The sequence below is a fragment of the Candidatus Ichthyocystis sparus genome (assembly GCF_900078745.1).
Taxonomy (GTDB): Bacteria; Pseudomonadota; Gammaproteobacteria; order Burkholderiales; family 2013Ark19i; genus Ichthyocystis; species Ichthyocystis sparus.
Genome location: NZ_FKII01000048.1, coordinates 1 through 23,329, shown reverse-complemented (window position 1 = coordinate 23,329; position 23,329 = coordinate 1). Strand labels below are relative to the sequence as shown.

13 protein-coding genes are annotated in these 23,329 nt (G+C 34.2%); all 13 read left to right on the top strand.

The window, feature by feature from the left end; all coding sequences use genetic code 11:
• The first annotated feature begins 181 nt into the window (after positions 1 to 181).
• The 13 genes from A6733_RS04130 to A6733_RS04070 all read left to right on the top strand — a co-directional run bounded on the left by A6733_RS04130 (position 182) and on the right by A6733_RS04070 (position 22,317).
• On the top strand, positions 182 to 2,173 hold the full coding sequence (locus A6733_RS04130; protein ID WP_092411240.1) for a ShET2/EspL2 family type III secretion system effector toxin: 1,992 nt from the start codon (positions 182 to 184) through the stop codon (positions 2,171 to 2,173).
• Between the two features lie 698 nt (positions 2,174 to 2,871).
• Entirely contained in the window at positions 2,872 to 4,860 is a 1,989-nt protein-coding gene (locus A6733_RS04125) for a ShET2/EspL2 family type III secretion system effector toxin (RefSeq protein ID WP_176696764.1), read from the top strand.
• Between the two features lie 716 nt (positions 4,861 to 5,576).
• Positions 5,577 to 7,811, top strand: coding sequence for a ShET2/EspL2 family type III secretion system effector toxin (locus tag A6733_RS04120; RefSeq protein WP_092411242.1), 2,235 nt, complete (start codon positions 5,577 to 5,579; stop codon positions 7,809 to 7,811).
• A gap of 430 nt (positions 7,812 to 8,241) precedes the next feature.
• Complete coding sequence (locus tag A6733_RS04115; RefSeq protein WP_092460476.1) at positions 8,242 to 10,755, top strand: ShET2/EspL2 family type III secretion system effector toxin; 2,514 nt, start codon at positions 8,242 to 8,244, stop codon at positions 10,753 to 10,755.
• A 416-nt stretch (positions 10,756 to 11,171) separates the two neighbouring features.
• Complete coding sequence (locus tag A6733_RS04110; protein ID WP_092403521.1) at positions 11,172 to 11,585, top strand: ShET2/EspL2 family type III secretion system effector toxin; 414 nt, start codon at positions 11,172 to 11,174, stop codon at positions 11,583 to 11,585.
• A gap of 17 nt (positions 11,586 to 11,602) precedes the next feature.
• Positions 11,603 to 11,818 (top strand): ShET2/EspL2 family type III secretion system effector toxin, encoded by a 216-nt coding sequence (locus tag A6733_RS04105; RefSeq protein ID WP_092403522.1) that lies wholly within the window; start codon positions 11,603 to 11,605, stop codon positions 11,816 to 11,818.
• A gap of 111 nt (positions 11,819 to 11,929) precedes the next feature.
• Complete coding sequence (locus A6733_RS04100) at positions 11,930 to 12,112, top strand: hypothetical protein (RefSeq protein WP_092403523.1); 183 nt, start codon at positions 11,930 to 11,932, stop codon at positions 12,110 to 12,112.
• Positions 12,090 to 12,368, top strand: a complete 279-nt coding sequence (locus tag A6733_RS04095) for a hypothetical protein (RefSeq protein ID WP_141663302.1) — start codon at positions 12,090 to 12,092, stop codon at positions 12,366 to 12,368. The genes A6733_RS04100 and A6733_RS04095 overlap by 23 nt, the downstream gene beginning before the upstream one ends.
• Positions 12,343 to 12,750, top strand: coding sequence for a hypothetical protein (locus A6733_RS04090; protein ID WP_092411246.1), 408 nt, complete (start codon positions 12,343 to 12,345; stop codon positions 12,748 to 12,750). The genes A6733_RS04095 and A6733_RS04090 overlap by 26 nt, the downstream gene beginning before the upstream one ends.
• Before the next feature lie 227 nt (positions 12,751 to 12,977).
• On the top strand, positions 12,978 to 13,214 hold the full coding sequence (locus A6733_RS04085; protein ID WP_092403418.1) for a hypothetical protein: 237 nt from the start codon (positions 12,978 to 12,980) through the stop codon (positions 13,212 to 13,214).
• A 571-nt stretch (positions 13,215 to 13,785) separates the two neighbouring features.
• Positions 13,786 to 16,296: a ShET2/EspL2 family type III secretion system effector toxin gene (locus A6733_RS04080; RefSeq protein ID WP_092411247.1), complete on the top strand. Its 2,511-nt coding sequence runs from the start codon at positions 13,786 to 13,788 to the stop codon at positions 16,294 to 16,296.
• Between the two features lie 597 nt (positions 16,297 to 16,893).
• Positions 16,894 to 19,359, top strand: coding sequence for a ShET2/EspL2 family type III secretion system effector toxin (locus A6733_RS04075; protein WP_092411248.1), 2,466 nt, complete (start codon positions 16,894 to 16,896; stop codon positions 19,357 to 19,359).
• Between the two features lie 480 nt (positions 19,360 to 19,839).
• Positions 19,840 to 22,317 (top strand): ShET2/EspL2 family type III secretion system effector toxin, encoded by a 2,478-nt coding sequence (locus tag A6733_RS04070; protein WP_092411249.1) that lies wholly within the window; start codon positions 19,840 to 19,842, stop codon positions 22,315 to 22,317.
• Positions 22,318 to 23,329 lie beyond the last annotated feature (1,012 nt).

Here is a 23,329-nt window from a genome sequence, read left to right as displayed (position 1 = left end):
TTAGTTATACTCTGGTTCTTATTGTGCCGGTCCCTCCCGTGTCGCCTTTGTGCATATGTCTTTTGTACACCTAGATAACTAACTATACAGGTTATTACGGTTATCTTTTTTCTGATTGTTGGGTAACCCAGCTGGGGTTATTATTGATTACCCATAGTTATCGGTATTTCGGAGATATAATATGGCTTGCTCTGGTGATTTTCCGGTACGAATTTCCGCTTTCTCGGGGGAGGTATTGTCACCTTATGATAAGGGTAATCCATGCACATCTAATAAGCACGTCAGTAATGTTGCTTCATTAAACTCTAAGGTTCAGATAGATGGCAAGAGTGTTGTTTGCTCTCAGCTATCAGCTTTATACGTTTCTGAAAGCATTAAATGCCATGGCATAGGTAAAAAATTTAGAGTTCATGATTTATTTGGGAGTGAAGAATTAATAAGGAAAGTTGCTCCTAGCAATATTCACAGTTTATACGATATTTTGATAAGTAAATCATGCAATAAGTATATTATAGTTTGCGATAGGTTTGGTTATTTTTTGCGTGAAATTGCTATAAATACTGGTGTTAATAGTCAACGGGTATTTTTGTTGCGTAGTTGTGTTCATGTAATGGCTTTAAGGGTTATCTGTAAATTAAAAACTGATCAGCTAGGTAACAATGAATATAGGTATGTAGTACATTTTTTTGATCCAAATAAGACTAATGTTACTGCCCGTAGTGAAGTTAGTAACCCAAATTTTTTCTTGGATGAAGAAAAATTTTCTTTGCGCAAGTTTATCGATAGTAATTGTTATGGTAAATATTTTGGGATGTTACCAGATGCTCCAGAAGAACATGAATTGATGGTCTACGAATGTAGTGATAGTGATAGTCAAGGAAATGAGTGTTTGTCGATATTGGAAACATTGTTACATGATGGTATCTCAGAGTGCGCATTATACCATTTAATGGAGGACGGAGTATGCGATAAAAATATAATAATGATGTCTGAAAAACTATCTTTACTTCCTTCTAGTGTTAGAAAAACTATTGTTTTCGGTAGAAGTAGTAACGATGTTTCAGCTTTGCATGTTGCTTTGATTAACAATAAGCATAATTCTATACGAGCATATTGTTATTTGTTAGACAGTTTGTCTTATGATGAAAAGATAATTCTATTACCACGTTTACTTATTGCTAGAAATAAAAGTGGAGAATCAGGACTTGTTTTAGCTATACAGGAAGATAGGGCTGATTCTATCTATGCTTTTGCTAATTTACTAGATATGTTGCTTTCATTGAGAGGAGAAATACCTGCTAGTAGGTTGGCTGATATTATCTTTGATTTGTTAACTCCTAAGGCAAGTAATAATGAAATTGCTAGTGGATTATTTATGGCTATGCAGGAGGGACATTCATCTGCAATAACTGCTTTTGGTAGCCTACTAGATAGATTAATTAGTCTTTCTAATGAAGTCCCAGCATTAGAAATTGCTGAAATGATTTTTACTATACTTATGTCTGATAGTGAAAGTGAAAATGGATTATTTATGGCTATGCAGGAGGGAAATTCATCTGCAATTATTGCTTTTGGTAGCCTACTGGATAGATTAGTCTGCCTTTCTGATGAGGTTCCAGCATTAGATATTTCTAGAATGATTTTTACTATACTTATGTCTGTAAATGAAGGAGGGATTACCGGACTGTGTATGGCTATGGGTATAGATAATTCATCTTCAGTTTATTCCTTTGGTAAATTGTTGGAAAGATTAGTGTCTTTGGGCTCTATGATTTCTAGAGATCATTTTGAAAAAATGATGTTTGATATATTATTAGCAGACTCTGGTTATGGTAATAGTGGTTTGTTTGAAGCGCTTAAAAATAATCATGTAGATTCTATTAAGGAATATTGTTCTTTATTAAGTATGATTAGCCAGTCTAGATGTCCAGATCTATTAGCCGCCAAGGATGTTGATGGAGTTACAGGAATATTGTTTGCAAACGAAGGAACAGTTGATTTTTACTTTAGTATATTGAAGGGGTTTACTGTTGATGTATTATCAGAATTGCTATCTATATTAGAAAATGTAAGGCGTACAGATGAGTATATAGAGCTTGCAAGTGATGGTAATGCTGGGGTCATGAAATATGAAAGTTTCCTTGTACAATTAGGAGAGGTTATAAATTCATAACAAGCTAAATGTGAGGATTTTTATATTCTATTGAAGCATGATAATTTGATGTTATATGGGATAGATTATATCTTTTAGTAAGTTTAGTTATTTTTTGTGTAAGTCTATTACAAACACTAGTATCACACATGTTCATTAGATAGAGATGATGTAGAGGTTGCTATTGTATGGCAAGGGTAGTAGTAAATATTTTTGTGTAATTGGGTAGTAAAGATTGTTATACCGTCTATGACTATAGATGCTTGTAATATAAAATTTCTACATATTAACTAGCGTAGTTATTGCTTTACTTGATGTTAAGTACTTACATAACAAGTACGGAGAATCAGTTCATAATCCCAGTTATCAGATAGGGCATCATTCTAAATTAGAATAAGTGATAAGTGAAGTGATATATATTATAAATAAGTGATATATAAGTGATAGGTGATATATAAGTGATAATAATTTTTGGCCATTTTCCATTCCCGTATGATGATCATAATGGTGTTTTTAAGTGTGATGGTTGACTGGTTTGGGGTGTATTTTTTCTCTTAAAATAATTACATGATTCCTTCTGATGCTCAACATAAGCAGTTTGTGTTTTTGCGGTTTTTTTTCTGTTGTCCATTATTGGCTGTCTAATAGGTTGGCTAACGTTAGATGTCTGATAAAATTTTTGCTTGCTCCTGTAGAGATAGATGTTTGGGATAAATAGTATGGATTGTTCTAGCAGCTTTCCGGTGCGGATTTCAGCTTTCTCGGGGGAGGTATTGTTATCTCATGATAAGAGTGATCCATATATATCCAAGAAGCACGTAAGTGATATTGTCTCGTTAAACTCCGTGGTTCAGATACGTGGCGAGGATGTTGTTTGCACTCATTTGTCAGCTCTATATGTCTCTGGAAGTGTCAAACACCATAACAATGCTGAAAAACTTAGAGTACATGATTTGTTGGGAAGTAAGGGGTCAATAAGGAGAACTGCTCCCGATAATATTTGTGATCTGTATCGTGAAATGTTAAGCAAATCATCCAATAAAAGTATTATAGTTTGCGATAGGTTAGGTTATTTTTTGCGTGATGTTGCTACAAACACTAGTGTTAATAGTCAAAGGTTATTTTTGTTGAGTAGTTGTAGTCACGCAATGGCATTAAGGGTTGTTTGTAAATTAAAGACTAATCGTCTGGGTAATAATGAACATAGGTATGTAGTTCATTTTTTCGATCCAAATAAAACTAATGTTACTGCCCGTAGTGAAGTTAGTGGTCCAGATTTTTTCTTGGATGAAGAGAAATTTTCTTTACGTAAATTTGTTGATAAAAAATATTATAGTGGATATTTTGAGAAATTAGATGATCTCAAAGAACGTGAATTGATGGTCTACGAATATAGTGATAGCAATATTAGAGGAAGTGAGTGTCTGTCGAGATTGGAGACGTTGTTGCATGATGGTATTTCAGAATGTGCTTTATTTCATTTAATGGAAAGCGGGTTATGCAGCAAAAACATAATAATGATGTCTGAAAAACTATCTTTGCTTCCTTCTGGTATTAGAGAAACCGTTGTTTTTGGTAGAAGTAGTGACAATGTTTCAGCTTTGCATGTTGCTTTGTCTAATAATAATCATAATTCTATACAAGCGTATTGTTATTTATTGGACAGTTTATCTTATGATGAAAAGATAAGAGTATTACCGCGGTTACTTTTTGCTAATAATGAACGTGGAGAATCAGGACTTATTGTAGCTATGCAGGAGGGTAATGCTGATTCTATCCATGCTTTTTCTAATTTGCTAGATATGTTGCTTTCGTTGAGGGGAGGAATACCTGCCAGTAGGTTGGCTGATAATATCTTTAATTTGTTAAGTTCCAGGATGAGCGGCAGTAATGGTGTTACTGGACTGTTTATGGCTATGCAGGATGGGCATCCGTCTGCAATTATTGCTTTTGGTAGTCTACTGGATAGGTTAATCAGTCTTTCCGATGAGGTGCCGACATCAGACATTGCTAACATGGTTTTTGCCATACTGAATTCTGGTAATAGAGATGCAAGCGGATTGTTTATGGCTATGCAGGAGGAAAGTGCATCTGTAATCGATGCCTTTGGTGGTTTGCTAGATAGATTAATCAGCCTTTCCTATGAAGTGCCGGCGTTGGATATTGCTAGAATGGTTTTTACTATACTTATGTCTGTCGACCATAGAGGTGTTACTGCACTATGTGCAGCTATGAGTTGTGGTAATTCATCTTCTGTTTATTCCTTTGGTAACTTATTGAAAAGGTTGGTATCTCTTGGTAATATGATTTCTAAAGGTCGTTTTGAAAAAATGATGTTCGACATATTATTGTCAAGCTTCGGCCGTGTTAGTAATGGTTTGTTTGAAGCGTTTAAAAATAATCATGTAGATTCTATTAGGGCATATTGCTCTTTATTGAGTATGATTGACCAGTCTAGATGGCCATATCTATTAGCTGCCAAGAATGGTAATGGAATCACAGGTATATTGTTTGCAAAGAAAAGAACGGTTGATTTTTATCTTAGTATATTGAAAGAATTTACTGTTGATGTGTTGTCAGAATTGCGATCCATATTAGAAAATGTAAGGTATACAAACGAGTATATAGAACTTTCAAATGGCGGTGGTGATTGGATTGAGAAGTATGAAAGTTTTCTTCTGCAATTAGGAGAAATTATAGATTCATAATACTTACGCCCTCGCTATTTACTATACTGTACCTGTATTTGTTGTTATTTTCTTAACTTTTTGTGGTAGTTATATTACTTGTTAATTATCATAGCGGGGTTGTAGCGTAAGAAATAAAAGTTGGTGTGGTGGATCTGTTTTGTGCTTGTTATGAATTGCCAGTGCCATTATTGCTGGTGGCCGTCATGATAGATAACAGGTCTATATCTACTGATGTGCTGAAAATAACTCAATGGATGCTATATCTTGTGTTAGTGTTTTTGCACTCTCCTAAAACGCGATAATTCAGTACTGTGTGAGGTATATCTTACCTTTTACCATATCGTGCATACTTATTGTAATACAATATTTTTACATGTGGACTAGCATAGTCATTTCTTCCAGTGAGGTTGTGCACTTAAATAACAGCTATGCAGAGCCAACTGATAATTTTAATTAATACGCCATTCTAAATTGGAATAAGTGATGATAAATTTCGGTATATTTTCTGCCCCATACTAGGGTATAAATGGTATTTTATCATTGTAATTGAGTAAGATACACTTTTTACTTTGTATCTGAAGGTACCACGGGTGGTACTTTGTTGTGTTCAATATAAGTAGCCGCTCATGTTTTTGCAATTTTTGCTATCACCATTGGTTAGTATTGGTAGTATTGGTAGTATTGGTTATCTTATATAATGATTTACTCCTCGGTAAATATTTTGGATAAATAGGATGGCATGTCCCAGCAATTTTTCGGTACGAATTTCAGCTTTCTCGGGTGAAATATTGTCATCTTCCGATAAGAGTGTCCCGTACATATCTAGGAAGCACGTTACTGATATTGCTTCATTAAACTCTGTGGTTCAGATATGCGGCACTAGTGTTGTTTGTACTCATTTATCTGCTTTATACATTTCTGAAAGCATTAGATGTTGTAACAGTAATGAAAAATTTAGAGTCTATGATTTATTGGGAAGTGCTGAATCAATAAGGAGAATTGCTCCTAGTGATATTAATAATTTGTTAGATAGAATAGTAGATAAATCAAGTAATAAATACATCGTGGTTTGTGGTAGACTTGGTCATTTTTTGCGTGAAATTGCTATAAATACTAGTGCTAATAGTCAACGTATATTTTTGTTGCGTAGTTGTGTTCATGCAATGGCATTAAGGGTTGTTTGTAAATTAAAAACTAATCGTCTGGGTAATAGTGAATATAGCTATGTAGTTCATCTTTTTGATCCAAATAAGACTAATGTTACTGCTCGTAGTGAAGTTAGTGATCCAAGTTTTTTCTTGGATGAAGAAAAATTTTCTTTATGTAAATTTATTGGTAATGACCTTTATGATCAATATTTTGGAAAATCAGATGATATCAAAGAACATGAATTAATGATCTACGAATGTAGTGATGGTGATATTAGGAGAAGAAGAAGTGAGTGTTTATCTAGATTGGAAACATTGCTATATGATGGCATTTCAGAGTGTGCATTATACCACCTAATGGAAAGTGGGTTGTGCAGCAAAAATATAATAATGATGTCTAAAAAACTATCTTTACTTCCTTCTAGAGTTAGAGAAGCTGTTGTTTTCGGTAGAAATGGTGACGGTGATTCAGCTTTGTATGTTGCTTTGTCCAATAATAATCATCGTTCTATACGAGCATATTGCCGTTTGTTGGACAGTCTATCTGTTGATGAAAAGGTAAGAGTATTGCCACGGTTACTTATTGCTGGTGATAAAAATGGAGAATCAGGACTTATTGTAGCCATGCAGGAAGATAATGCTGCTTCTATCTATGCTTTTGCTGGTTTGCTAAATATGTTGCTTTCGTTGAGAGGAGTAATACCTGCTAGTAGATTGGCTGATGCTATCTTTAATTTGTTAACTTCTAAGATAAGTAGTACTGAAGGTGGTACTGGGATGTTTATGGCTATGCAGGAGGGGTGTTCGTCTGCAATTGTTGCTTTTGGTAGCCTATTAGATGGATTAATTAGTCTTTCTGATGAAGTGCCAGCATCAGATATTGCTAGAATGGTTTTTGCTATACTGAAGTTTGATAATGGAGATGCAAATGGATTGTTTATGGCTATGCAGGAGGGACATTCATCTGCAATCACTGCTTTTGGTGGCCTATTAGATAGATTAGTTGGACTTTCTGATAAAGTACCAGCATTAGATATTGCTAGGATGGTTTTTACTATACTGAATTCAGATGGTGGAGATGTAACAGGATTATTTATGGCTTTGCAGGAGGGACATTCAACTACAATTACTGCTTTTGGTGGCCTATTAGATAGATTAGTTGGACTTTCTGATAAAGTTCCAGCAATGGATATTGCTAGAATGATTTTTACTATACTGAAGTCTGATAGAGGGGGTGTTACTGGGCTGTTTATGGCCATGCAAGATGGTTGTTCATCTGCGATAGACTCATTTGGTAGCCTGTTAAATAGACTGGTATCTGTGGGTAATGATATCCCGAAGAATGATCTTGAAACAATGGTGTTCAATATATTACTGGCAAGGTCTAGTGGTTATGGTAGTGGTTTGTTTGAAGCTTTTAAAAACAATCATACGGGTGTTATTAGAGCATATTGTTCCCTGTTGGGTGTGATTGATACTTCTAGGTGGCCAGATCTATTGGATGCAGTTGATATTAGTGGAATTACAGGAATATTGTTTACGAGCGAAGGTGCTATTGAGTTTTACCTTAGTATACTGGAGAAGTTTGAAGTTGGTGTATTATCAAAATTGCGTTCTAGATTGGAAAATGTAAAGCGTACAAGTCAATATACAAGACTTTCAAATAGTCGTAGTCCATATGTTGTTAGATATGAAAATTTTCTTATGAGACTGGAAGATATTATAGATTTAAAGGTTACTACGTGGGCACAGTCATATAAGAATTACATATGCCTATATATTGTAATTACGCTGCTGTCCGCCCAGATTTTTGGTATTTAAATTACTCTGTACATAGTACCATCCACTAATTGATGTGCTTTAATATAGTCATTGTGTTAATCAAGTATCCGCTGCATATTAGCAATAATTAATAATTTTTTACTCTCCTTATTACTTATTTTTATACTTACCTTGTTATAGGGATATTACTATGATCGTTAATATATTGCCCTTTAGCAATTAGTATAGGTAGTAGTTATAGTTTGATAAATATTTGATAATAGTAATTTTTACTTTATATTTTTCCCAATATGTTGTATCTCTACTTCGGAGCTTATTTTTTTGTCTAGCATGAGAGTTGTATTTGTAGGGATCATATTAATAAATAGCACATGAAAGTCTGTGTAATAATTATATTCTATATTATAAGTTATTAACTATTATGGTATTAACTGCCCATGAAAATAATTAATAATAGTGGAGAACAAGAGTGGCTATTTCTGCCAGTTCACCAGTTAGGGTGAGTGCATTTTCGGGGGAGGAGATGCTACCTGGTGATAAAAGCGTTCCTTATATATCAAAGCTGTCCCTCCAACAAAAGGAGGTAGCCTTGAATTGCGAAGTAAATGTTAGGGACATTAATGTAAGTTGTTCTCACCTGTCAGCTTTATATATTCGTAGGGCTATTAGTTGCCATGTTAAAAATGAAAAATTAGTAGTTAGAGATATTTTTGGAAGCGCTGCTTTAATAGAAAGTCTTATTCCTCAAGATATTGGTTCAATATATGAAGACATGCTAGATAGGTCCTGTGGTAGGTATATCGTAGCTTGTCGTAAGTTCGGTGGTTTTTTGTGTGATATTGCCAAAAATACTAGTATTTACGAACAGAGATTGTTTTTATTAAGTAGCAGTAATCACATAATGGCTGTTAAACTTTTACATAAGATTTCTTATAAAACTTTACAGAGTAGGTACGTAGTTTGTTTTTTTGATCCCAATAGAACGGATGTTGTTGCGCGTGCTGCGGTTAATGATCCTAGTGATTTTTTGGATGAATCTAGATTTTCTTTACAGAATTTTGTTGGTAGTTCTCTTTACGGAGGGTACTTTAAAATACTTGCTGGTCAACCTGAAGAATGTGAATGTCTTGTATATGAGTATTGCGAACTTAAGGATACTAGTAAAGATTTTTTGGTACTTCAGACTTTATCTCAATGCAGAGTTTCTTCGTGCATGTTGTTCCATTTGATGTCGGAGGGCAGTGCAAATGATGTGATGGAGGTAGTTAACGTAGTATCATCATTAGATCCTGGTAGTGATTTTAGAAGAGAGATTTTTTGGGGTAGGAGTAGTGCAGGTATTCCGGCACTTAACGTAGCTTTAGGATTAGGTAGGCACGAAAATATAGTTGCTTATGGTTCGTTATTGGATACTATGTCTGATGATGAAATGCTTAGACTTCTTCCAGATTTGTTGCGATCTGAAGATATGGAAGGTACGCCAGGGCTTTTCCTTGCTTTAAAGGAAGGTCATGCGAAGTCTGTTGGTGCTTACGGTAATTTGCTAGATAGATTGTTACTCAATATGTCAGGCAAAATGACCGCGCGTAGTATTGCGGGTATGGTTTTTAACTTGCTTATGGCCAGAAGAAATGATGGCCTACCAGGATTGTTTAGGGCCCTTCAGGGAAACCATCACGAAGCAGTGACTCAGTTTTGTTCGTTACTGGATAGATTATTGGCTATGACTATTAGTGATGAGCTTTCAGTATCTGAACTTTGCGGTATGATTTACAGTTTGCTGGTATCTAAGCGCAGAGATGGTGTTACAGGTCTACAAATTGCTATTTCTAAAGATAGTTCTGAGTCTGTGCGAGCTTTTGGTGAACTATTAATGGGACTGACTCGTTTTAGTAATTCTAGCTATTCTAGAAATGTTACCAAAATGGTTTTTAAATTATTAATGGCAGAATCTTTAAATTGTAAATCAGGTCTTTGTTTAGCCTTATCTGAAAATAAGAGTAATTCTGTTGATGCTTATGGTGAATTGTTAGTAAAGTTTACTTTTTTTAGAGGAGGGGTGTCTGATTACGAATTTCAGGATATGTTTCACGAATTGTTGATAGCAAGATCTAATGGTGTAACTGGATTATTTATGGCATTGCAGAATGGTTGTAAAGATTCCATTGAGGCTTTTACTAAATTGGTAAATCATTTTATATCGTTAAGTGCTCAAATGCCTCGTGGTAGATTATTAGTTATGCTCTATGAGCTGTTTATGTCAAGTAATTGTGATGGTGTACCAGGATTATTCATGGCTTTGCAGCAGGGAAACGGAGATTCTATAGTTGCTTTTTCTGTGCTACTGGAACAATTATTCTTGTTAGCGGGGGGAGTTATTTCAATAGAGGAGATTTTTAATCTTATCTCTGACATATTAGTGGCTAAGGATAATTTTGGTAGACCTGGATTAAATGCGGCATTGGCATATGATCAAGAAAGTTCTGTTAGTGCCTTTGGTGTGTTATTAGAGAAGCTTGATTTTTTTGTGGGAAAGATTTCTGAAAATGAAATTTTTAGTACTATGTATGGGATAATAATGTCCATAAATCATGATGGTTGTCCTGGGTTGTTTTCGGCTTTACGAGATAATTGTGCCAGTGTTATTACTAAGTATTTTTTATTGGTTAGTAAACTTCCTAGGATTTATTGGGCTGGTCTTTTGATTGCTAAAGATATACGCGGTGTTCCTGCCGTATTTATGGCTCATAATAATGCTGTTGATGAATACTACCGGTTGTTGGTACGACTGCCAATGGATGTATTTTTAGAGGTACATGCAAAATTGACTGAAGTTACAAGGCGCAGGGATTATTTAGATGTTGTTAATAGAGGTGGAGGGTCTAGAGTTGCTAGATATGAGCTTTTTCTAGGTAGGCTTGCAGCTCATAAAAATGATCAATCTGGGGCGTCATGTAATCCTAGAGGTTGCCGAATTGCGTAAGTGTTGTCTGAAGCTCTAGGTTATTACAGCGACATTTTTCTACTATATATCTAAAAAGCTTGATTTCAACAATTTAGTTACATAACCAATTTTAACCTACACTATATTTTGTTAAAATCTGTTATTAATAGATTGGTCTTCTTTTTTAGCATATTTTCTTGCAAACTCATGTTACAGAAAAAAATAATTGAAATAATTATCTAAGCTGTAATCAAGAAATTGATAGTTGTACATTCATCATTATTTGATCTTAGTGGCTTCTCTTCTTCTGCTTTTTTCTCTACTTTGATATGTTGTGCCATTTTTTATAATTAATGTGCCTCAATTTTTGTGTAACAATTATAAATTAAATAGTTAATTATTAATCATAATAGCATGAACGTATCCCTAAAAAATAATAATAGAGGAGAACAAGGGTGACTATTTCTGCCAATTCACCAATTAGGTTGAGTGCATCTTCGAGGGAGGAGATGCCACCTGATGATAAGATTGTTCCTTACATATCAAGTGCATATCTTGAGCAAGAAGAGATAAACTTAAACTGCAAAGTAAATGTTGGTGTTATTGATGTAAGTTGTACTCATCTGTCAGCTTTATATCTTCGTAAAGCTGTTGATTACCAGATTAAAAATGAAAAATTAATGGTTAGAGATATTTTTGGAGGTATCTATTTAATAGAAAGCATTCTTCCCGAAGACATTGGTAAAATATATAAAAGCATGATAGATAGGTCCTGTGGCAGGCATATTGTGGCGTGTCGTAAGTTCGGTGATTTTTTGTGTGGTATCGCCAAAGATACTAGTCTTTACGAACAGATATTTTTTTATTAGGCAGCAGTTGTCATGTAATGGCCTTTATACTTTTACATAAAAAATCTTGTAAAACTTTACGAAGTAAGTACGTAGTTTGGTTTTTTGATCCTAATAGAACGAATGTAGTGGTACGTGTTGCAGTTAGTGATCATAATGATTTTTTAGGTGAATCTAGATTTGCTTTACAAAGTTTTGTTAGTAACAATCTTTACGGAAGATATTTTAAAAAAATTACTGATCAACCTGAATAATGTTAATGTCTTGTATATGAGCATTGTGAACTTAAAGATACTAATAAAGATTTTTTGACGCTTCAAACTTTATCCGAATACAGAGTTTCTCCATGCATGGTGTTCTATTTTATGTCAGATGGTAGTGTAAATGATGTGATGATGATAGCTGACATAGTATCATTATTAAATCCTGGCAGTGAATTTATAAAAGTAATTTTTGGCGGTAAAAGTAGTGAAGGGATTCCGGCACTTAACATAGCGTTGAAATTAGGTAATCATGAAAATATAGATGCTGTTGGATACTATGTCTAGTGATGAAATGCTTGAATTTCTTCCAGAATTATTGCGAGCTGAAAATGTAGAAGGTACGTCAGGTCTTTTTTTCGCTCTAGAAAGGGGTTATGTAAAGTATGTTGCCGCTTATAGTAGGTTGCTAGATAGATTACTGACCATTCGTGATGGACCTTCAGTGTGTAAACTTTGTAATATGAACTATGATTTGATGATGTCTAAGAGAAGCGATGGTGTTCCAGGTCTACAAGTTGCCCTTTCTAGGGATAGATTCTGAATCTGTAAGAGTTTTGGGTAAATTATTACTAAGATTTACTCGTTTTGATAATTATAGCTATTTTGTAAATGTTACCAGAATGGTTTTCAAATTATTAATGGCGGAATCTGTAAATTACAAATCAGGTTTGCATTTATCGTTCTATAGAAATAAGAGTAATTCTGTAGCAGATTATGGTGAGTTGCTAGAAAATTTTACTCTTTTTAGAGGAGGGGTATCTGATTGTCAGTTTTATAATATGTTTCACGAATTATTGATGGCAAGATCTGAAGGTGTACCTGGGTTTATGGCATTGCAGAACGGCTGTGAAGATTCCATTAAAGATTTTGCTAAGTCCGTACTACTAGACCAATTGTTTATGTTAGAGGGTGGAGTTCCATAGAGGAGATTTTTGGTCTTATTTATGACATATTAGCGGCTAAAAGTAATTCGGGTAGACCTGGATTAAATGCAGCATTCCTGTACGATAAAGAAAGTTCTGTGCGTGCCTTTGGTATGTTCCTAGACAAGTTTAATTTTTTTGAGGGGAAAGTTTACGAAGATAAAATTTTTAATGCTATGGATGAGCTAATAATGTAGAGAGATTCTAATGATTATCCTGGATTATTAGTGGCTTTACGATGTAATCGTGTCAGTGTTATTGCTAGTTATTTTCTATTGGTGAGTAGACTTACTAAGAGTCATTGGACTGATTTAACAGAATTTACAAGACACAGAGAGTATTTGTATATTGTTAATAATGGTGGAAGTTCTGCAGTTAATGACTATGAGATTTTTCTGGGCAGGCTTACAGATCATAAAAATGATCAATGTGATAGGAAGGTCGTCAAATTGAGTAGGCTTTAGCTAATGTTACTAGTTATTGCGATGATATTTTTTCAAGCACCTTGTAAAGCTACAGGGAGAATTTTAACCTATACTATAACTATATTTTGTAAGGCCACATTTGACCTTAGTGGCTTTTCTTCTTCTGCTCTTTTCTTCGAGTTCGGCATTTAAATTGCTCTCTATCGTACCATTTCTTATAACTAACATGCTTGTCATACCCTAATATTAATTTAATACCTATTATTGATGTAGCCAATGGTTAATAGTTTTTTATTCCTGATTTTCCTTGTCATAGCTATATTACTATGACCATTAATTATTGATTTAGTATTGTAGAAAATAATTATAATTTGATAAACATTTGACCATAGGATGATAGTAATTTTTACTTTATATTTTTTTCCAATATTTTGTATCTCTTCGTTGGAGTTTATTTTTTTTATCTATCATAAGATATATGTTTACAAGCACCATATTAATGATAAATAGTATGTTAAAGTTATTCATAATAACTATAAAATGCATCGTAAATTATTAACACAAATAGAGTGAAAGTATTCCTAATGAATAGTAATAGCGGAGAACAATAGTGGCTATTTCTGGCAATTCATCAATTAGGGTGAGTGTACTTTCAGGAGAGGAGATGCCACCTGGGGATAAAAGTGTTCCTTACATATCAAAGCTGTTTCTTCAACAGGAAGCGTTGAACCTAAACTACAAAGTAAATGTTAGTGGCATGAAAATGAATTGCACCCATCTGTCAGCTTTATATCTTCGTAATGCTGTTGATTGTCATCTTAAAAATAAAAAATTAGTAATTGGAGACATTTTTGGAAGTGCTACTTCAATAGAAAGTATTGTTCCTGAGAACGTTAATTCAATATTCGGAGACATTATAGATGGGTCTTGTGGCAGGCATATTGTGGCTTGTCGTAAGTTCGGTGGTTTTTTATGTGGTATTGCCAAAGATACTAGTCTTTACGAACAGAGATTGTTTTTATTAGTTAGTAGTTATCACACAATGGCTTTTAGACTTTTACATAAAATATCTTGCAAGACTTTACGAAGTAGGTATGTAATTTGTTTTTTTGATCCTAATATGACGAATGTTGTTGCACGTGTTGCAGTTAACGATCCCAATGATTTTTTAGACGAAGCTAGGTTTTCTTTACAAAGTTTTATTGATCGTTCTCTTTACGAAAAATATTTTAAAATACTTACTGATCAACCTGAAGAATGTGAATGTATCATATATGAACATTGTGAACTTAAAGATGCTAATAAAGATTTTTTGACATTTCAAACTTTATCTCAATACGGAATTTCTTCATGCATAGTGTTTCATTTGATGTCAGATGGCGGCGCAAATGATGTGATGGGTCTAGCTAATACTTTATCATTATTAAATTCTGGTAGTGATTTTAGAAGAGAAATATTTCTTGGCAAGAACAGTGCAGGGGTTCCAGCACTTTACGCAGCTTTAGGATTTGGTAGGCACGAAAATATAGATGCTTATGGTTCATTGTTGGATACTATGTCTAGTGATGAAATGCTTAAATTTCTTCCAGAATTGTTGCGAGCTGAAAATGTGGAAGGAACGCCAGGTCTTTTCCTCGCTTTAAAAAAAGGCTATGCAAAGTCTGTTGCTGCTTATGGTAGGTTGCTAGATAAATTACTCGGTATGTCAGACAAAATGCCTAGGTATACTATCGCTAGTATACTTTTTAATTTGCTTATGGCTAGAAGAAGAGGTGATGGCTTGCCAGGACTGTTTGTGGCCCTTCAGGGAAATCATTATGAAGCAATCAGTGAATTTTGTTCGTTACTTGATATATTATTATCTATTCGTGATGAACTTTCAGTGAGTGAACTTTGTAGCATGATTTATGATTTGCTGATGTCTAGTAGAAGAGATGGTGTTTCAGGTCTACAAATTGCCCTTTTTCGGGATAATTCTGAATCCGTGCAAGCCTTTGGTGAACTGATACTAAGATTTACTCACTTTAATAATTCTGGACATTTTGGAAATGTTACAAGGATGGTTTTTAAGTTGTTAATGGCAGAATCTTTAGATTACAAACCTGGTCTGTGTTTGGCCTTATCTGAAAATAATAATAATTCCGTTGCGGCTTATGGTGGATTGTTAGAAAAGTTTACCCTTTTTAGAGGAGGGGTACCTGATTGTGAGTTTTATAATATGTTTCACGAATTATTGATTGCAAGATATGGAGGTATACCTGGATTGTCTATGGCATTGCAGAATGGTTGTGAGGATTCCATTAAAGCTTTTGCTAAATTGGTAAGTCAGTTTATATCATTAAGTCCTCAAATACCTCATGATAGATTATTAGTTATGCTCCATGAGTTATTTATTTCTAGTAGTGATGAAGGTGTATCAGGATTATTTATGGCTTTGAAGCAGGGACACGGAGGTTCTGTAGTTGCTTTTTCTGAGATACTAGAAACATTATTTATGTTAGAGGGTGGAGTTGTTTCCATAGAGGAGATTTTTGATCTTGTTCATGAAGTATTAGTTGCTAAGGATAATTTAGGTAGACCTGGATTAAATGCAGCATTGATTCATGGTAAAGCGAGTTCTGTCCTTGACTTTGGTGTATTACTAGACAAGTTTAATTTTTTTAAGGGAAAAATTTCCGAAGGTAAAATTTTTAATACTATGTATGAGCTAATAATGTCCAGAGATTCTGATGGTTGTCCCGGATTATTTTCGGCTTTAAGAGATAATTGTGCTAATGTTGTCGGCAGCTATTTTTTGTTGGTGAGTAGACTTCGTAGGAGATATTGGGCTAACCTTTTGATTGCTAGAGATGGGCGTGGTGTTCCAGCCATATTTACAGCGCATGATGGTGTTTTTGATGGATACTATAGATTGTTGGTACAAATGCCTATGGGTGTGTTTTTAGAGGTACATGAAGAACTAACAGAATTTACAAGGCACAGAGAGTATTTGGATGTTGTTAATAGAGGTGGAGGTTCTAGAATTACTAGATATGAAGCTTTCCTAGATGGGCTTACAGATCACAAAAATGATCAATCTGGGGCGGCATCATGTGATCCTAAAGGTTGCAAGGTTATGTAGGAATTAGCTAAGGTTATAAGTTATTATAGTTATTCTTCCCCTTATTTTGTAAGTCTTAGTTTCAACAGTTTGTCTATAACCTAATGTTTTTTTGTGAGTAGCTGTTACTGTTAGGTTGGTTTTCTTTTTTTAGTATATTTTTTTTGCAAATGCGTTTTGCATGCAAAGAGCAATTGTAATGACCATTGAAGCTTGAAGCATTAGTGCATAATTATGCACTTGATACCATAGCTTTGTGAATTATATTCCTCTGCTCTTTTATTCGAGTTTGACGTTTAGTAATGATTGATAATCATTTATTCCTTATTTTTTTATACTTCAATTGTTAGTGGATATTACCTATGGTCATTAACATATTGACCTTTACTGAGTATGATAGTGATAATTTAATAATAGTAATTTTTACTTTACATTTTTCTCCACATATTGTATCCCCTACTAGATCTTGTTTCCCTTTATATATCATAAGATGTGTATCCACAAGCAACGATAAATAGTAGGTAAAGGTCTGTATTATAATTATATAACTGTATCAGAAATTATTAGTCGCGATGGTGTGAATATACACCTAAAAAATAATAATAGCGGAGAACAAGGATGGCTATTTCTTCCGATTTACCGGCTAGGTTTAGTGCGTTTTCAGGAGAGGAGATGCAGCCTGGGGATAAAAGTGTTCCTTACATCTCAAGTCTCTCTCTTGAACAAGAAGAGACAAATTTAAACTGCAAAGTAAATGTTGGTGGCATTGAGGTAAATTGTACTCATCTGTCAGCTTTATACCTTTGTAAGGCCGTTGATTGTCATGTTAAGAATGAAAAATTAATGGTTAGAGATACTTTTGGAAGTGTTAATTTAATAGAAAGTATTATTCCTGAAGACATTGGTGAAGTATATAAAAGCATGATAGATAGGTCATGCGGCAGGCATATTGTAGCTTGTAGTAAGTTCGGTGATTTTTTGTGTAGTATTGCCAAAGATACTAGTCTTTACGAACAGAGGTTGTTTTTATTAGGCAGCAGTGGTCACGTAATGGCTTTCAGATTTTTACACAAAAAATCTCGTAAAACTTCACAAAGTAAGTACGTAGTTTGGTTTTTTGATCCTAATAGAACTAATGTAGTTGCACGTGTTGCAGTTAGTCAGCCTAATGATTTTTTAGATGAATCTAGATTTTCTTTACAGAGTTTTGTTTATGTTGATGCTTATTTAGAATATTTTAGGAAACTTACTAATGAACCTGAAGAATGTGAATGTCTTATATATGAGCATAGTGAACTTAAAGATACTAACAAAAATTTTTTGACACTTCAAACTTCATCCCAATACGGAGTCTCTCCATGCATGGTGTTTCATTTGATGTCAGAGGGTAGTGCAAATGATGTGATGGGGCTAGTTAATGCAGTATCTTCACTAAATCCTGGTAGTGAGTTTAGAAAAGATATTTTTTGGGGTAAGAGTAGCGCAGGGATTCCAGCACTTAATATTGCTTTAAGATTAGGTAAGTACGAAAATATAGATGCTTATGGTTCATTGTTGGATACTATGTCTAGTGATGAAATGCTTAGATTTCTTCCAGAATTGTTGCGGGCTGAAAATATGGAATGTGCGTCGGGTCTTTTTCTTGCTCTAGAGAGTGGTTATGCAAAGTCTGTTGCTGCTTATGGTAGGTTGCTAGATAGGTTAATTAATATGCCATGCAAAATGACTGCGTATACTACGGCTAGTATACTTTTTAATTTGCTTATGGCTAGAAGAAAAGGTGATGGTTTGCCTGGACTGTTTATAGCCTTTCAGAAAAATCATCATGAAGCAATCAGTGAATTTTGTGTATTGTTGGATAGATTATTGATTTTTCGTGATGAAGTTTCAGCATGTGAACTTTGTAGCATGATTTATGATTTGCTGATGTCTAAGCGAAGTGATGATGTTCCAGGTCTACAAATTGCAATTTTGAAAGATAGTTCTGAGTCTGTACGAGCCTTTGGTGGACTATTGCTTAGATTTACTCATTTTAGTAATTCTAGCTATTTTGGAAATGTTACCAGAATGGTTTTCGAACTATTAGTGGCAGGATGTCTAAATGGCAAATCTGGTCTTTATTTTGCCTTATCCGGAAATAGGAGTAATTCTGTAGCAGCTTATGCTGAGTTGCTGGAAAAGTTTATTCTTTTTAGAGATGGGGTGTCTGATTGTGAGTTTTACGATATGTTTCACGAATTATTGATGGCAAGGACTAGAGGTGTACCTGGATTGTTTATAGCGTTGCAGAATGGTTATGAAGATTCCATTAAAGCTTTTTCTAGGTCTGTAAGTCAGTTTATGTCGTTAAGTGCTCAAGTGTCTCATGATAGGTTGTTAGCTATGCTTCATGAATTATTTGTGTCAAGTAGCGATGAGGGCATATCAGGGTTATTCATGGCTTTACAGGAAGGACATGTAGGTTCTGTAATTGCTTTTTCTGAGTTACTAGAAACATTATTTATGTTAGAAGGTGGTGTTATTACCATAGAGGAGATTTTTGGTCTTATCTCTGATATATTAGTGGCTAAAAATGATTTGGGTGGAACTGGATTAAATGCAGCGTTGATTTATGGTGAAGCAGGTTCTGTTAGTGCCTTTGGTGTGTTATTAGACAAGTTTAATTTTTTTGAGGGAAAAATTTCCGAAGATAAAATTTTTAATACTATTGATGGGCTGATAATGTCCAGAGATTCTAATGGTTGTCCCGGGTTATTTTCGGCTGTACAATATAATTGTGTCGGTGTTATTGCTGCTTATTTTTTATTGGTGAGTAAACTTCCCAAGAGATGTTGGGCTAATCTTTTGATTGCTGGAGATATGCGAGGTTTTCCTGCCATATTTACGGATAGTAATGACGTTATTGATGAATACTACCGATTGTTGATACAACTGCCGCTTGATGTGTTTTTGGAGGTATATGCAAAGTTAGTGGAGTTTACCAAGCACGGAGAGTATTTGGATATTGTTAATGGTGGCGGAAGTTCTAAAGTTACTAAATATCTGTCTTTTCTAGATAGGCTTACAGATTATAAAAATGATTAGCCTGGGGACCAATGTGATTGGGGCTTCTCATATGATACGGAAGGTCGCCAAATTGGCTAGGCTGCTTGGTGTGAGTCATTAACTGACATTCTTTCCTTATGCACTTCGTAAATACTAGGTTCAATAATTTGGCTACCCGGTCTTAGCTGATTAATAAAATAATCATTTATTCTTGATTATTACGTTTTTTTTCATACTTCCATTGCTATGGGGATATTACTACTATCATTGGCATATTGTCCTTATTTAGCAGTATAGAACATAGTGATGACTTGACAGACATCTGATCATAATAATTTTTACTTTACATCTTTCTCCACATATTGCATCCTTCGTTAGATCTTGTTTCTTTATAAGATATGTGTCTATAACGATGAATAGTAAGTAAAGGTGTGTGTTATAGTTTATAAAATATACCATAAATTATTATTCTCGATGGCGTGAATAAACACCTAAAAATAATAATAGCGGAGAACAAGAATGGCTATTTCTTCCGATTCACCAGCCAGGGTGAGTGCGTTTTCAGGAGAGGAGATGCAGCCTGATGATAAAAGTGTTCCTTACATATCAAGTCTCTATCTTGAACAGGAAGAGATAAATTTAAATTGCAAAGTAAATGTTAGTGGCGTTGAGATAAATTGTGCTCGTCTGTCAGCTTTATATCTTCGTAAGGCCGTTGATTGTCACGTTAAAAATGAAAAATTAATGGTTAGAAATATTTTTGGAAATGTTGCTTTGATAGAAAGTATTATCCCCGAAGACATTGGTAAAATATATAGAAGCATGATAGATAGGTCCTGTGGTAGGCATATTGTGGCTTGTTGTAAGTTCGGTGATTTTTTGTGTGGTATTGCTAAAGATACTAGTCTTGACGAACAGAGATTTTTTTTATTAGGCAGCACCGATCACGTAATGGCCTTTAGAATTTTACATAAAAAATCTTGTAGAACTTCAGGAAGTAAGTACGTAGTTTGGTTTTTTGATCCTAACAAAACTAATATTGTTGCACGTGTTGCAGTTAGTGAGCCTAATGATTTTTTGGATAAATCTAGATTTTCTTTACAACGTTTTGTTAGTAACAATTTTTATGGGAGATATTTTAAAAAACTTACTGATCAACCTGAAGAATGTGAATGTCTTGTATATGAGCATTGTGAACTTAAAGATACTAATAAGAGTTTTTTGACACTTCAAACTTCATCCCAATACGGAGTCTCTCCGTGCATGGTGTTTCATTTGATGTTGGAGGGTGGTGAAAATGATGTGATGAGGTTAGTTAATATAGTATCGTCATTAAATCCTGGTAGTGAGTTTAGAAAAGAGGTTTTTTGGGGTAAGAGTAGTTGGGGGGTTCCTGCGCTTAATATAGCTTTAAAAGTGGGTAATCACAAAAATATAGATGCTTATGGCTCATTATTGGATATTATGTCTGATGATGAAGTGACTAGATTTCTTCCAGAATTATTACGTTCTGAAAATGTTGAAGGTACATCAGGTCTTTTCGTTGCTCTGGAGAGAGGTTATGCAAAGTCTGTTGCTGCTTACGGCAGATTACTAGACAGATTAACTAATATATCATGCAAAATGCCTGCGTACGCTAAGGCCAATATACTTTCTAACTTGCTTGTAGCTAGGAGATATGATGGCCTTCCAGGACTGTTTGTAGCCCTTCAGGAAAATTATTATGAAGCAATCGATGAATTTTGTTTATTATTGGATAGATTACTGATTTTTCGTGATGAAGTTTCAGCATGCGAACTTTGTAGCATGATTTATGATTTGCTGATCTCTAAGAGAGGCGATGGTGTTCCAGGTCTACAAGTTGCCCTTTCTAGGGGCAGTTACCAATCTGTAAGAGCTTTTGGTAAACTATTACTAAGATTTACTTATTTTAATAATTATAGCTGTTCTGGAGATGTTACCAAAATGGTTTTTAAATTATTAATGGCGGAATCTGTAGGTTGCAAATCAGGTTTGTATTTATCCTTGTCTGGAAATAAGACTAATTCGGTTGATGCTTATAGTGAGTTGTTAGAAAATTTTACTCTTTTTAGGTGTGGAGTGCCTGATTGTGAGTTTTATGATATGTTTCACGAATTATTGATGGCAAGATCTGGAGGTGTACCTGGATTATTTATGGCTTTGCAGAACGGTGGTGAAGATTCCATTAAAGCTTTTGCGAAGTCTGTAAGTAAGTTTATGTCATTAAGTTCTGAAATGTCTCATGATAGATTGTTAATTATGCTTCGTGAGTTATTTATTTCAAGTAGTTATGATGGCATATCAGGGTTATTTATGGCTTTGCAGGAGGGATATGGAGGTTCTGTGATTGCTTTTTCTGAGTTACTAGAAAAATTATTTATGTTAGAAGGTGGAGTTATTTCCATAGAGGAGATTTTTGATCTTATCTCTGACATATTGGTGGCTAAAGGTATCTCGGGTATGCCTGGATTAAATGCAGCATTGCTGTATGATAAAGAAAGTTCTGTTAGTGCCTTTGGTGTATTACTAGACAAGTTTGGTTTTTTCAAGGGAAAAATTTCCGAAGATAAAATTTTTGATGCTATGGGTGAACTAGTAATGTCGAGAGATTCTGACGGTTATTCTGGTTTGTGCATGGCTTTGCAATATAATTGTGTCAGTGTTATTGCTGCTTATTTTTTATTGGTGAATAAACTTCCTAAGAGTCGTTGGTCTAACCTTTTGATTGCTGCAGATGGGAGTGGTTTTCCTGCCATATTTACAGGTCATAATGACGGTATTGATGAGTACTACCGGTTGTTGGTACAACTACCACTTGATGTGTTTTTAGAGGTGTATGCAAAGTTAGTGGAGTTTACCAGGCATGAAGGTTATTTGGATACTGTTAATAGCAGCAGAGTTACTAAATATGATGATTTTCTAGCTAGGCTTACATATTATAAAAATGATCAACCCGGGTCATCATGTGATACTTAAGGTCGCCAAATTTGTGTAGGCTTTAGTTGTAATTATTAGCTGATATTCTTTCCTTATGCACCTTATAAAGCTTGGTTTTGTCTACAGAGTTGTTTTTAACCTAATGTTTTTGAGTGACTGTTACTGGTAGGTTGATTTTTTCTTTGGCACATTTTTTGCAAATCCATGTTACATGCAAAGAGCAATTATAGAATCAACTGTAGACATGTCAGATATTTTGTACCGTGCGTAATAAATAATTTGGTTGAGCGTTTCTTGCTCTATTTCTTGCATTTGTAATAGTTAAGAATTAAATATTTGCAATTTAGTTGCATTTCTTGCTCTGCTTTTTTTTCTTCTATTCTAATTTGGTACTTAAATTGTGCTTGCTTTAATATAACTACATTATATTCTGTAACTAATAATACATATAATAGTGTTAAACATATCCTATAGTCATAAATGACTAATAATTTTTTATTCCACATTTTTTGTACTTACATTCTTATAGGGATATCACTATGATCACCAATATATTGCTTTTATCAAGTAGTATAGAGAATAGTGATAATTTGATAAATATTTGATTATAGTGATAGTAATTTTTACTCGATGTTTTCCCCAATCCTTACATTTCTCTGTTGAAGCTTGTTTTTTTATCTTAGTAAAGGTTTACAAGTATCACATTAATCACAAGTAGTATGATAAATGTAATAATTATATTAATTATTTACTATAAAATATTAACCACGAATAGTACGATAAAGTTTATGTAATAATTATAATTATATTATTTACTATAAAGTGTTAACCATAGTATTAATGTATTCCTAGAATAATAATTAGTGGGGAACAAGGGTGGCTTCTTCCAGTTCGTCGGTTAGAGTGAGTGCACTTTCTGGGGAGGAGATGCTACCCGATGATAAAAGTATTCCCTACATATCAAAGCTGTCTCTTCAGCAAGAAGAAATAAACTTAAATTGCGAAATAAATGTTGATGGCGTTAATATTGATTGTACTCGTCTGTCAGCTT

What these genes read in the sequence shown, in the direction of transcription:
- A6733_RS04130 (WP_092411240.1), top strand. Translation starts at nt 182, where the DNA reads ATGGCTTGCTCTGGTGATTTTCCGGTACGAATTTCCGCTTTCTCGGGG.
- A6733_RS04125 (WP_176696764.1), top strand. Translation starts at nt 2,872, where the DNA reads ATGGATTGTTCTAGCAGCTTTCCGGTGCGGATTTCAGCTTTCTCGGGG.
- A6733_RS04120 (WP_092411242.1), top strand. Translation starts at nt 5,577, where the DNA reads ATGGCATGTCCCAGCAATTTTTCGGTACGAATTTCAGCTTTCTCGGGT.
- A6733_RS04105 (WP_092403522.1), top strand. Translation starts at nt 11,603, where the DNA reads ATGGCCTTTATACTTTTACATAAAAAATCTTGTAAAACTTTACGAAGT.
- A6733_RS04100 (WP_092403523.1), top strand. Translation starts at nt 11,930, where the DNA reads ATGTCAGATGGTAGTGTAAATGATGTGATGATGATAGCTGACATAGTA.
- A6733_RS04095 (WP_141663302.1), top strand. Translation starts at nt 12,090, where the DNA reads ATGCTGTTGGATACTATGTCTAGTGATGAAATGCTTGAATTTCTTCCA.
- A6733_RS04075 (WP_092411248.1), top strand. Translation starts at nt 16,894, where the DNA reads ATGGCTATTTCTTCCGATTTACCGGCTAGGTTTAGTGCGTTTTCAGGA.
- A6733_RS04070 (WP_092411249.1), top strand. Translation starts at nt 19,840, where the DNA reads ATGGCTATTTCTTCCGATTCACCAGCCAGGGTGAGTGCGTTTTCAGGA.